The sequence below is a fragment of the Enterobacter sp. 168J2 genome, from assembly GCF_034107265.1.
GTDB lineage: Bacteria > Pseudomonadota > Gammaproteobacteria > Enterobacterales > Enterobacteriaceae > Enterobacter > Enterobacter nematophilus.
The window spans coordinates 270,933-283,608 of sequence record NZ_JAWNEB010000003.1 but is presented as its reverse complement, the minus strand read 5'-3'; the positions used below and the strand labels follow the sequence as shown (position 1 = coordinate 283,608).

General features: G+C 61.0%; 11 protein-coding genes. 8 read left to right on the top strand and 3 right to left on the bottom strand.

The genetic code is table 11. The features are described from left to right. From srlD to gutQ, 4 genes are all read left to right on the top strand, one after another. Positions 1–780 carry a sorbitol-6-phosphate dehydrogenase gene (srlD, locus tag USG84_RS11900; protein ID WP_023294411.1) on the top strand — a complete coding sequence of 260 codons (780 nt, stop codon included), beginning with the start codon at positions 1–3 and terminating at the stop codon, positions 778–780. Between the two features lie 85 nt (positions 781–865). Next, positions 866–1,225: a transcriptional regulator GutM gene (gene gutM, locus USG84_RS11895; protein WP_151412894.1), complete on the top strand. Its 360-nt coding sequence runs from the start codon at positions 866–868 to the stop codon at positions 1,223–1,225. 63 nt (positions 1,226–1,288) lie between these two features. Beyond that, positions 1,289–2,062, top strand: coding sequence for a glucitol operon DNA-binding transcriptional repressor SrlR (gene srlR, locus USG84_RS11890; RefSeq protein ID WP_151412895.1), 774 nt, complete (start codon positions 1,289–1,291; stop codon positions 2,060–2,062). Continuing rightward, the gene (gene gutQ / locus USG84_RS11885; RefSeq protein WP_151412896.1) at positions 2,055–3,020 is read left to right on the top strand and encodes an arabinose-5-phosphate isomerase GutQ; all 966 of its coding nucleotides are present in this window, start codon (positions 2,055–2,057) and stop codon (positions 3,018–3,020) included. Before srlR ends, gutQ begins: the two co-directional genes overlap by 8 nt. Here gutQ and norR read toward each other — a convergent pair. Continuing rightward, positions 3,017–4,531 (bottom strand): nitric oxide reductase transcriptional regulator NorR, encoded by a 1,515-nt coding sequence (gene norR / locus USG84_RS11880; RefSeq protein ID WP_151412897.1) that lies wholly within the window; start codon positions 4,529–4,531, stop codon positions 3,017–3,019. The genes gutQ and norR overlap by 4 nt on opposite strands. Positions 4,532–4,718: 187 nt before the next feature. On the opposite strand from norR, the gene norV reads away from it, so the two are divergent. From norV to USG84_RS11860, 4 genes are all read left to right on the top strand, one after another. Continuing rightward, complete coding sequence (gene norV / locus USG84_RS11875) at positions 4,719–6,161, top strand: anaerobic nitric oxide reductase flavorubredoxin (protein WP_151412898.1); 1,443 nt, start codon at positions 4,719–4,721, stop codon at positions 6,159–6,161. Next, complete coding sequence (gene norW / locus USG84_RS11870; RefSeq protein ID WP_151412899.1) at positions 6,158–7,291, top strand: NADH:flavorubredoxin reductase NorW; 1,134 nt, start codon at positions 6,158–6,160, stop codon at positions 7,289–7,291. The genes norV and norW overlap by 4 nt, the downstream gene beginning before the upstream one ends. A 244-nt stretch (positions 7,292–7,535) precedes the next feature. After that, a complete protein-coding gene (locus USG84_RS11865; RefSeq protein WP_192845924.1) occupies positions 7,536–7,694 on the top strand; it encodes a hypothetical protein in 159 nt (52 codons plus the stop codon). A 98-nt stretch (positions 7,695–7,792) separates the two neighbouring features. Beyond that, on the top strand, positions 7,793–9,457 hold the full coding sequence (locus tag USG84_RS11860) for an SgrR family transcriptional regulator (protein ID WP_253543152.1): 1,665 nt from the start codon (positions 7,793–7,795) through the stop codon (positions 9,455–9,457). On the opposite strand, the gene USG84_RS11855 is transcribed toward USG84_RS11860, so the two are convergent. Next, a complete protein-coding gene (locus USG84_RS11855) occupies positions 9,430–10,452 on the bottom strand; it encodes a HoxN/HupN/NixA family nickel/cobalt transporter (RefSeq protein ID WP_151412900.1) in 1,023 nt (340 codons plus the stop codon). The two genes, USG84_RS11860 and USG84_RS11855, sit on opposite strands and share 28 nt — an antisense overlap. Position 10,453: 1 nt before the next feature. Continuing rightward, complete coding sequence (gene hypF, locus USG84_RS11850) at positions 10,454–12,670, bottom strand: carbamoyltransferase HypF (protein WP_253543154.1); 2,217 nt, start codon at positions 12,668–12,670, stop codon at positions 10,454–10,456. Between the last annotated feature and the right edge of the window lie 6 nt (positions 12,671–12,676).

The following is a 12,676-nucleotide window of genomic DNA, read 5'->3' as shown; positions in this document are numbered from 1 at the left end:
ATGAGTCAGGTTGCCGTTGTCATTGGTGGGGGACAAACCTTAGGCGAGTTCCTCTGCCGTGGGCTTGCCGCAGAGGGCTACCGCGTGGCGGTAGTGGACATTCAGAGCGAAAAAGCCGCCCGCGTGGCGGACACCATTAACACCGAGTTTGGCGAAGGGATGGCGTACGGGTTTGGCGCCGACGCCACCAGCGAGCAGAGCGTGATGGCGCTGGCCCGCGGCGTGGACGAGATTTTTGGGCGCACCGACCTGCTGGTCTACAGCGCGGGGATTGCGAAAGCGGCCTTTATCAGCGATTTCGAGCTGGGTGATTTTGACCGCTCGCTGCAGGTGAATCTGGTGGGCTATTTCCTCTGCGCCCGGGAGTTTTCCCGCCTGATGATCCGCGACGGGATTCAGGGGCGCATTATTCAGATCAACTCAAAATCAGGGAAAGTGGGCAGCAAGCATAACTCCGGCTACAGCGCGGCGAAGTTTGGCGGCGTGGGGCTGACCCAGTCCCTGGCGCTGGATCTGGCCGAATACGGGATTACCGTGCACTCGCTGATGCTGGGTAACCTGCTGAAATCACCAATGTTCCAGTCCCTGCTGCCGCAGTACGCCACCAAGCTCGGCATCAAGGCTGAGGAAGTGGAGCAGTACTACATCGATAAAGTGCCGCTCAAGCGCGGATGTGATTATCAGGACGTGCTGAACATGCTGCTATTTTACGCCAGTCCGAAAGCGTCTTACTGCACCGGGCAGTCGATTAACGTCACCGGTGGGCAGGTGATGTTCTGATCGAGCGGTTTGTTTCCCCTCACCCCGGCCCTCTCCCCACAGGGGAGAGGGTTAGGGTGAGGGGTGAGGAAAATAAGGAGCGAATATGGTTACCGCATTAATCACCGTCGCCGCCCTCGCCTGGCTGTGCCAGATGGCGTTTGGCGGCTGGCAGATCCACCAGTTTAACCGCGCGTTTGACGCCCTGTGCCAGAAGGGCCGCGTTGGGGTCGGACGTTCTGGCGGACGCTTCAAGCCGCGCGTGGTCGTCGCCGTTGCGCTGGACGAGCACGACCGGGTATGCGATTCCCTGATCATGCGCGGCATGACGGTATTTGCCCGACCGGCCAAAATCCAGGCGATCAACGGCATCCCGCTGCAGGAATTGCAGCCCGATGTGATCTTTCCCCATGATTCACTCTGTCAGAATGCACTATCATTAGCGCTTAATCTGAAACATGGATAATTTCGTTGTGAAAGTTATAGACTTGCGAAATTATCATTTCGCAACCTAAGGAACGAAGCGCCTATGAAACCACGTCAGCGGCAGGCGGCCATTCTCGAGCATCTGCAAAAGCAGGGAAAATGCTCGGTAGAGGATCTGGCCCACTACTTTGACACCACCGGCACGACAATACGCAAGGACCTGGTATTGCTCGAAAACTCTGGCGCCGTCATTCGCACCTACGGCGGCGTGGTGCTCAACAAGGACGAAGCGGACCCGCCGATCGATCACAAAACGCTGATCAATACCCACCAGAAAGCGCTGATTGCCGAAGCCGCCGTCAAATTTATCCAGGACGGCGATTCCATCATCCTCGATGCAGGCAGTACCGTCCTGCAGATGATCCCCCTGCTCAGCCGCTTTAACAACATCACGGTAATGACCAACAGCCTGCACATCGTCAACGCCCTGTCGGAGTTTGACAGCGAGCAGACCATCCTGATGCCCGGCGGCACCTTCCGTAAAAAATCGGCATCCTTTCACGGCCAGCTGGCGGAGAACGCCTTCGACCACTTCAGCTTCGATAAGCTGTTTATGGGCACCGACGGCATCGACCTGAACGCGGGCGTCACGACGTTTAACGAGGTCTTCAGCGTCAGCAAAGCGATGTGTAACGCCGCACGGGAAGTGATTTTAATGGCCGACTCGTCGAAGTTTGGCCGCAAAAGCCCCAACATTGTCTGTAGCCTTGAAAGCGTTGATAAGCTGATTACCGACGCGGGTATCGATCCGGCGTTCAAAAAAACGCTGGAAGAGAAAGGCATCGACGTGATCGTAACCGGAGAGAGAGATGAGTGATTTTCTGTTAGAAACGGGCCGCCAGACGCTGATGCTGGAGCTGCAGGAAGCCAGCCGCCTGCCGGAACGTCTGGGCGAGGATTTTGTCCGCGCTGCCAACACCATTATCCACTGCGAAGGCAAAGTGATCGTGGCGGGCATCGGTAAATCCGGCCATATCGGCAAGAAGATTGCCGCGACGCTCGCCAGCACCGGTACCCCGGCGTTCTTCGTGCATCCGGCAGAGGCCCTGCACGGCGATCTGGGGATGATCGAAAGCCGCGACGTGATGCTGTTTATCTCCTACTCCGGTTCAGCCAAAGAGCTGGACCTGATTATTCCGCGCCTGCAGGAAAAATCGGTCGCCCTGCTGGCGATGACCGGGAAACCCCGCTCGCCGCTGGCGCTGGCCGCCAAAGCGACGCTGGATATTTCCGTCGAGCGTGAAGCCTGCCCGATGCACCTCGCCCCGACCTCCAGCACCGTTAACACCCTGATGATGGGCGACGCGCTGGCGATGGCGGTGATGCAGGCGCGCGGATTCAATGAGGAAGATTTTGCCCGTTCGCATCCGGCAGGTGCGCTCGGCGCGCGCCTGCTCAACAAGGTTCACCACCTGATGCGTACCGACGACGCTATTCCGCAGGTCAAACTCGACACCAGCGTGATGGACGCGATGCTGGAGCTGAGCCGCACCGGTCTGGGTCTGGTGGCGGTTTGCGATGACGGCGGAAACGTCAGGGGCGTGTTCACCGACGGCGACCTGCGCCGCTGGCTGGTGGGCGGCGGCAGGCTGGAAACCAACGTGTCTGACGCCATGACCAAAGGCGGGCTGACGCTCAACGCCGACAGCCGCGCCATTGAGGCCAAAGAAGTGCTGATGAAGCGCAAAATCACCGCCGCACCGGTGGTGGACGAGCACGGCAGGCTGTGCGGCGCTATCAACCTGCAGGACTTCTACCAGGCCGGGATTATCTAACCCTTCAGCCCAAGACGCTTCGCCAGCCGGTGCAGGTTGGCGACGTCCATCTCAAGCGCCCGCGCGCAAGCCGCCCAGCTGCGGCTATTCTGCTCCAGCGCGCGGGTAATCATCTGACGCTGAAACTCTTCCGTCGCTTCGCGCAGGTTTTCGATTGCGCTCTCAGGCGCAGCAGGCTTCATGGTCCGGGCATTTTCCTCATGCAGCGCAAAATGGCGCGCATGAATCACCACTTCATCCCCCGAGCGCGTCGCTCTCGCCAGCACCACCGCGCGGTGAATCGCATGCTCCAGCTCGCGCACGTTGCCCGGCCAGCCGTAGCTCATAAGGTGCGTCCTCGCACCGGGGCTTAACACCACGCGGGAGAGCCCCATTTTGAGCCGGCACTGTTCGCAGAAATAACCCGCCAGCAGCACCACGTCGTCCCCGCGCTCGCGCAGCGGCGGCACGGACAGCGGGAACACGCTCAGGCGATGAAACAGGTCGGCGCGGAACTGTCCGGCCAGCACCGCTTCGCGCAGATCCCGGTTGGTCGCAGCGAGAACCCGCACGTCCACCCGCAGGCTGCGGTCATCCCCCACGCGCTGGATGTCGCCGTACTGCAATACGCGCAGCAGCTTGGCCTGAAGTGAAAGGGAAAGCTCGCCAATCTCATCAAGAAACAGCGTGCCGTTATCGGCCATTTCAAACTTGCCGCTGCGGTTGCTGATGGCCCCGGTAAACGCCCCTTTAACGTGACCGAACAGCTCGCTCTCCGCCACGCTTTCCGGCAGCGCGGCGCAGTTGAGGTACACCAGCGGGTTGACCGCGCGCGGCGACGCTTCGTGAATGGCTTTCGCCACCAGCTCCTTACCGGTACCGGTCTCTCCGAAGATCAGCACGTTAAGATCGGACGCGGCAACAATCTCAATCTCTTTTTTGAGCTGCGCCATGCCGGGCGAAAGGCCGATCATCTCCGTGTGCGCCACCTGCTCAAACGCCGCCGGGCTGCCGGGAAGGATATTCTGGCTCTCCAGCTGTTCAATCAGCAGCGCGTTATTCAGCGCCCCGGCGGCCAGGGCCGCAATCAGGCGCAGCTCTTCGTCGCTGAAGGTGTCGAACTGGTCCGGCGACATGCCGTCGAGGGTCAGCGCGCCAATCAGATTTTGCCCGGCAAACAGCGGCAGGCCGATGCAGGCGTGCACCTTCAGGCTCTCCTGGCCTGGAATAAGCCCGTCGTACGGATCGGGCAAGTCGCTGTCCGCCGGGAAGCGCACCACGTCACCCGCGCGGGCGATGGTCTCGAGCCGCGGATGGCCTTCCAGCGTAAAGCGTCGACCGAGCACGTCCTGCGCCAGCCCGTCGATAGCCAGCGGAATAAACTGCCGTCCCTCGTAGCGCAGCAGCGCGGACGCATCGCACTCAAGCACGTGGCGCAGCGTGGAGATCAGGCGCTGAAAGCGGTCCTGATGGCCGATGCCGGTTTGCAGTTCAATGGCGATCTTCGCCAGCACGTCTACGGAAAAGCTCATGTCAGCCTCACAGTCATTTTGACAACACATAGTGTCATATTGACTCTTTTTTGGATAGTCATAATGACTACTCATTACGGGGCATAAAACCACAACCCATTGAATATTAATAATTTAAAAAGTTGGCACGCAACTTGATATAAGCAAACCATCTTATTTGAAAACGCTGTATTACGTAGAGGTTGCTATGTCTATTCTGGTTAAAAATAACATTCATTGGGTGGGTCAACGTGACTGGGAAGTGCGCGATTTCCACGGAACGGAATACAAAACGCTGCGCGGCAGCAGCTACAACAGCTATCTCATCCGCGAAGGTAAAAACGTGCTGATCGATACCGTCGATCATAAATTCAGCCGTGAGTTCGTGCAGAACCTGCGCGGTGAAATCGACCTGAACGACATCGACTACATCATCATCAACCACGCGGAAGAGGATCACGCCGGGGCGCTGACCGAGCTGATGTCCCACATTCCGAACACACCTATCTACTGCACCACCAACGCCATTGACTCCATCAACGGCCACCACCACCATCCGGAGTGGAACTTCCACACCGTGAAAACCGGCGACACGCTGGATATCGGCAACGGCAAGCAGCTGATCTTCGTTGAAACCCCGATGCTGCACTGGCCGGACAGCATGATGACCTACATGACCGGCGACGCGGTGCTGTTCAGCAACGACGCCTTCGGCCAGCACTACTGCGACGAACGCCTGTTCAATGACGAAGTGGATCAGACCGAGCTGTTCGAACAGTGCCAGCGCTACTACGCCAATATTCTGACCCCGTTCAGCCGCCTGGTGACGCCGAAAATCACCGAGATCCTCGGCTTCAACCTGCCGGTAGATATGATTGCCACCTCCCACGGCGTGGTATGGCGTGAAAACCCCACCCAGATCGTCGAGCTGTACCTGAAGTGGGCGGCGGACTATCAGGAAGACCGCATCACAATCTTCTACGACACCATGTCCAACAACACCCGCATGATGGCGGACGCGATTGCCCAGGGCATCAACGAAGTTGACCCGAACGTGGCGGTAAAAATCTTCAACGTGGCGCGCAGCGATAAGAACGAGGTATTGACCAACGTCTTCCGCTCTAAGGGCGTGCTGGTGGGAACCTCCACCATGAATAACGTGATGATGCCGAAGATTGCCGGCCTGGTGGAAGAGATAACCGGTCTGCGCTTTCGCAACAAGCGCGCCAGCGCCTTTGGCTCCCACGGCTGGAGCGGCGGCGCGGTAGACCGTCTCTCCACCCGTTTACAGGATGCGGGCTTTGAGATGTCCATGAGCCTGAAGGCGAAATGGCGTCCGGATATCGACGCGCTGGAGATCTGCCGCCAGCACGGTCGCGACATTGCGCGCCAGTGGGCGCTCGCCCCGCTTCCTGACGTCACCGCAAAACCTGCGGAACAGCCGCAAACCTGTTCCGCGGCAGCCAGCGCCGATCTCGGCCCACGCATGCAGTGCAGCGTCTGCCAGTGGATCTACGATCCTGCGCTGGGCGAACCGCTGCAGGATGTCGCCCCGGGCACGCCGTGGAGCGAGGTGCCGGACAACTTCCTCTGCCCGGAATGTTCCCTCGGCAAAGACGTCTTTGACGAACTGGCAGCGGAGGCAAAATGAGCAACGGCATCGTTATCATCGGCTCGGGCTTTGCCGCCCGCCAGCTGGTGAAAAATATCCGCAAGCAGGACGCTAACGTGCCGCTGACGCTGATCGCCGCCGACAGCATGGACGAGTACAACAAGCCTGATTTAAGCCACGTCATTAGCCAGAATCAGCGCGCCGACGATCTCACCCGCCAGACGGCGGGGGAGTTCGCGGAGCAGTTCAACCTGCGTCTGTTTCCGTACACCTGGGTCACCGACATCGACGCCGACGCCCGAGTGGTGAAAGCGAAAGAGAAAGCCTGGCAGTACGACAGGCTGGTGCTGGCGACCGGAGCATCTGCGTTTGTGCCGCCGGTTGAGGGCCGCGAGCTGATGATTACCCTCAACAGCCAGCAGGAGTATCAGGCCAGCGAAACCCTGCTACGCGATGCGCAACGGGTGATGATTGTCGGTGGCGGGCTGATCGGCACCGAGCTGGCGATGGATTTCTGCCGCGCGGGAAAATCCGTGACCCTGGTTGACCACGCGGCGAGTATTCTGTCGGCGCTGATGCCCGCAGAAGTAAGCAGTCGCTTACAGCATCGTCTGACCGATATGGGCGTGCATCTGCTGTTGAAATCGCAGCTACAAAGCCTGAGCAAAACCGAAGGTGGTATTCGCGCCACGCTCGACCGCAGCCGCAGCGTTGAGGTGGATGCGGTGGTTGCCGCGACGGGACTGCGCCCGGAAACCGCGCTGGCGCATCGCGCAGGGGCTGAAATAAACCGCGGCGTGAAGGTCAATAGCTACCTGCAAACCACGCGGCCGGATATTTATGCCCTGGGCGACTGCGCGGAAATTAACGGCCAGGTGCTTCCTTTCCTGCAGCCAATACAATTAAGCGCCATGTATCTGGCAAAAAACCTGCTCGGCGGCAGCGCGCCGCTGAAATTACCCGCCATGCTGGTGAAGGTCAAAACGCCGGAGTTGCCGCTGCACCTGGCGGGTGAAACGCAGCGTCAGGATCTGAACTGGCAAATAACCCTCGAAGCGCAGGGAATGGTCGCGCGCGGCGCGGATAACGAGGGCCAGATACGCGCCTTTGTCGTCAGTGAGGACCGGATGAAGGAGGCTTTCGCGCTGCTGAAATCGCTGCCCGCTTAACCCGTAATTTCCTGCCACGCTTACTTAACCTTTGGATTTTATTGTCCGCCGCCCCGATGTCCCGGGGCTTTTTTTTACGCATTCTATTCATCAAATAAATGCAAAGCAGGTATATCATCGCTATCAATCCTTTATTTATTATTTTCATAAATACTTAAAAGCGGAACAGCTGAAAAACATCACCCTGTTTTATTATTCGCGGCCGGGCTAGTCTGACAGGTAATTAATTAGCCGGAGATGAATCATGGCGACTTTTAATACAGAACTCAAATATCTTTCTCGTTATTTCAGACAAACGAAGCATGCAGAACGCATTTTATTTCGCTGGCTTTATTTGAGCCCGGAGGAGCGTATTGCGCGTCTGCGCGAGCTGATGATGCCGGTCAGTGAACATGAGCGGTAATTGACGGGAAAAACCGGAACACTTTACGTAAACCAACACTTTTTCTTCCGCAAAAAAAACCTACACTCTCAGCATCCCTTTTTCTTCGGTATGCCGCTATGCGCCAGCTTCAGAAAATCCGTCAGTATCAACGGCTTTATCAGCACTACGGCGCGGAGCCAACGCCCACAACCATCGCGGAAGTGGCGGAGGTTGCGCTGTGCAGCGAACGCCATGCGCGCACCCTGCTGCGCCAGCTCTCGCAAAGCGGCTGGCTAAGCTGGGACGCGCAGCCGGGGCGCGGGCACCGCGCCACCCTGCACTGCCTGACCACCACCAGCGAGCTGAGCGCGCCGCTGATGCACGCCTGTCTGGAAAAAGGGGATTACCAGAGCGCGCTGCAGCTGGCCGACGGCGATCCGGCCAGCCTGCACCACATCATCACCCCGTTCTTAGGCGGGAAATGGCTAAAGCACCAGCCGACGCTGCGCATTCCGTGGTATCGCCCGCTGACGTCGCTACATCCTGCCCTTTCGCGCCGCCGCGCCGAGCAGCATATTATCTGCGCGGTTCACGCGGGTCTGACGCGCTACGCCCCCGGCCGCCCGCAGCCGGTCGCGGATTTAGCCCATCACTGGGATATTCGTGACGACAATCGCCGCTGGCGCTTTTACCTGCGCAGCGGCGCGCACTGGCATAACGGGCAGGCCATTAGCGACGAAGATATGCTCTGCGCGATGCAGCAGCTGCTGGCCGACCCGGCACGCGCCGCGGGGCTTGCGCACGTTCAAACGGTGTCGCTTGTCGCCCCCTGGTGTCTGGAGATCGCGCTTACGGCGCCCGATGCCATGCTGGCGCATCGACTCGCACACCATGCCTGTCGCCTGCCGCATCCGCAGCAGCCGGCTATCGGTGCGGGCCCCTTTGCTATTGCCCATCACCACTCGCACTACCTGCGCCTTGAGCGTCAGCCCTGGTACTTTGCCGCGCATCCGCTGCTGCATGCGATTGAGTTCTGGCGAACCCGCAGCGAGGCCGAAAAACCGGCGTGGATCACCGTCGGGAAAGGCAAAAACGCCCAGGGGGTCGTCACCTCCACCAGCGGCGGGTTTGCCTGGCTGATGCTGAACGCCACGCTGCCGCACCCGCTGGCCGCCTGGCTGCGGCAGGAAATACAGCATATTAATCAGCAGCACCTCCGCCGGGAGGATGTGGACACCCGCACGGAAATCCTGCCCGGCATCACCACGCCCGCACTGCCGGGTGCGTCCGACGTGGCGCTTCCCGCTACCCTTTCGCTGGTCTGTTACGACACGCCGGGGCTGTGCGATCTGGCCAGCATGCTGCAGGCGCGTCTGAAAAAGCGCGGCTGTGACGTTACCCTCCAGCGCAAAGACCGCGAGGCGTGGCATGCCCCCGACGCGCTGGCGAAGGGGGATATCTTCCTGGGAGATTATCTGGCAGGTGAAGCAGCGGAGTTTGCGCTGGCAGAGTGGTTTATTGAAGAGCCCGCATGGGCCGCCGCGCTGGGGCAGCCCGCCTGGCAAAAAGCGAAACAGACGCTGATGGCGTACTGCGAAAGCGAAGAGAGCCTGCGAGAACGCCTGCCCGCCTTCTTTCAGCGCCTGCTGGAAAGCGGTGCCTGCACGCCGCTTTTCCACTACCGCTACCGTCTTAACACCCTGGAAAACGTGCAGGACATTGTGCTTACCGCCAGCGGCTGGCTTGATTTTACCCGCGCCTGGCTGCCTCCAGCTCAGGAGCGCACCACCAGCGCGTCGTAGCCGCGCCAGCGATAGTTGGCCATGGAGATGAGCCAGCAGGCAACGAACAGCCCGACCACCACAAACCCGGCGTTGCCCAGGTTGTCATTTACCGCGCCGATCAGATCCCAGACGCCGCCGCTGAGGGCAAATTTATCCATCAGCAGGCCCAGCGCTTCCAGCCCGCCGATAAACAGCGCCACCACCACGGAGGTGCCGGTGATGGTCATGTTGTAGTAGAGCTTGCGCTGCGGTTTATCAAACGCCCAGCCGTAGGCGCCAACCATCAGCAGGTTATCAAGGGTATCCACCAGCGCCATGCCGCTGGCGAAGAGCGCCGGGAAAATCATGATTGACCACACCGACATGCCGCTGGACGCGCTGGCAGCAGAGATCCCCAGCACGCCGATTTCCGTGGCAGTGTCAAACCCGAGGCCAAACAGAAAGCCCACCAGGTACATCTGCCAGCTTTTATTCACCAGGCGGAAGGTTTTACCGAACAGCCAGTTCATAACGCCACCCTGCGCAGGCAGCGTGACGTCGCCCTGCACCGGCTGGCCCTTTTTCAGCGCCTGGAAACTGCGCCAGACCCCGCGCAGGATCACCATATTCACCAGCGCCATTGCCAGCAGGAAGGTGGCGGAAACGGCGGTGCCAATCAGGCTGCCGGTTTCGTGGAACCATTCCATGTTTTTCTGAAACGCCGTAGCGGTGGCGGCGATGGCAATGGAGGCCAGCACCACGATGGTGGAGTGCCCCAGCGAGAACCACGCCCCCACTCCGCACGGGCGTTTGCCCTGCTGCATCATCTTACGCGTCACGGTATCAATGGCCGCGATGTGGTCGGCATCTACCGCGTGACGCAGCCCGTAGCACCACGCCAGCAGGCTGGCGGCCATCAGCGCCGTGCTGCCGCTAAAGGTGCGCCATGCCCATCCCCAGGCCAGCAGGTTTGCCATTACCAGAGCCAGCAGCAGAAGCGCGGCGCGAGGTTCGTTGCGTAACAGTCGTAACATTTTAAATCCTTTTTGAACATGACCGGGCAGCGGCGACCACCGCCTGCCCGAAGGAGATCGCTCCGTCGCCTGCGGGCAGGCGCGAAGGAAAAAGAAGCCTAAAATCAGAAAGATAATGATGCAGGCGCGCGCGCAGCAGGCGGTTGTGCAGCACGCCGCCGCAGAGGCAGATTGTCGACAGCGACAGGCGTCGGGCATGGCGCGCGGCGAGCTGGGCCAGCCCTTTTGCCAGCGCGTCGTGAAACGCCCACGCGCGCTCGCAGGGCTCCGCCTGCCAGTTCAGCCACCGCTGCCAGAACAGCGCAAGGTTATCCGCTTCCAGTATCACCGGATGGTCAACGCCCGCGCACTGCGATGCCAGCGCCTCCAGCCTGCACGCTGCCTCGCCTTCGTAGCGCTGCGCGTCGATGCCCAGCGCGCAGGCGACCGCGTCAAACAGGCGACCACAGGACGAGGCCTGCGGCGCATTGATGCCACGCTGGATCGCCGTTGCCAGCAGCGGCCAGCTGTGGCGCTGAACCGCTCGCGTTTCCGGGTAGCGTTGCCAGTCCGGGACAAACGCCAGGCAGTGGGCGAGCAGATTACGCCACGGCTGCTGCGCCGCCAGATCGCCCCCCGGCAGCGCAACGGCAGGCAGGCCGCCAAGCCGTTCGCAGTCGAGATAGTTCACCCGCAGGCACTCTCCGCCCCACAGCGCGCCGTTCTCGCCCATGCCGATCCCGTCCAGCGTCAGGGCGATAGCGTCACCGCCGTCGAGCGGCCAGCCGTTCTCCGCCAGGCACGCCGCTGCGTGAGCGTGATGATGCAGCACGGTTTCAACGGGCAGCGCCTGCTCCTGCGCCCACCGGCGGGCGTGATACGCCGGATGGGCATCGCACACCGCGCGCTCCGGCTGAAAGGCATACATGTCCTGCATCGTCGAGAGCGCGCTGCGCCACTGAGCTTCTACCCCCTCGTCGCTGAGATCGCCAAAGTGCTGGCTCAGCACCGCCTGGTTCCCGCGCACCAGGCAGAAGGTGTTTTTCATCTCTGCACCGGTGCACAGCATGGCGGGGATATTCTCAAAACCAGCGGGCAACGTGACGGCATCGGGCACAAAGCCGCGGGCGCGACGCAGGAAAGCGCCATCCCGATCCATCACGGAATCGTCCATGCGTTGCAGGATGTCGCGGTTGTGCAGCAGGAAGCCGTCCGCGATGCCGCCGAGCTCCTCCAGCGCCTGCGCGTTGGTGACGGCAGGCGGTCTGCCGCTGAGGTTGCCGGAGGTCATCACCAGCGGGCGCCGGCAGTCCATCAGCAGAAGATGCTGAAGCGGGTTAGCGGGCAGCATCACGCCAACGCAGTCGAGCCCCGGCGCAATTTCCTCGGGGAACGCGGGAAGCGAGGCTTTTGGCGTCAGCACAATCGGTGCCGCGGGCGAGCGTAACATCGCCTGTATCGTCTCCGGCAGATCGTCCGCATCCGGGAGCATCACCGCCAGCGGCTTCGTCGGGCGCTGCTTGCGCATCCGCAGTTTCTGTATCGCCTGCGGATCCAGCGCGTCGCAAACGAGGTGGAAACCGCCCAGCCCTTTAACCGCGACAATGCCGCCGCCTTTCAGCATCGCCACCGCCGCGCGTAAAGCCGGCTCGCGGGTGGCAACAGCATCTCCGGCTCGCCATTCCAGCTGCGGCCCGCAGTCCGGGCAGGCCACCGGCTGGGCGTGGAAGCGGCGGTCGGCCGGGTTGCGGTACTCGGTTTCGCACGGCGCGCAGAGCGGGAATGCGGCCATCGACGTGGCCGGACGGTCGTACGGCATGGCGCGGATAATGGTAAACCGCGGCCCGCAGTGGGTGCAGTTGATAAACGGGTAACGGTAGCGGCGCTCGCGGGGGTCGCGCATTTCAGCCAGACACGCCGGGCAGGTGGCGGCATCCGGCACGATTTGCGTATCCATCGTCCCGCGCTCGCTGTGGCGGATGGTAAAGTCCTCCGGCACGTGCGGCCAGGTGAACGGCTGCGTTTCAACGCGATCGATGCGCGCCAGCGGCGGGCAGTCCTGGCGCAGCCTCGCGGTAAAGTCCCCCCCATCACCCGCGAGACGCACCAGGACACCCTCTCCGTCGTTGCAGACATCGCCCACAAGCTTCAGCCGGTGCGCCAGCTGCCAGACGAAGGGCCGAAACCCCACGCCCTGCACTTTGCCGCGCACCCGAAGCTGGACGCCGTTAACGCTCATCGAAGC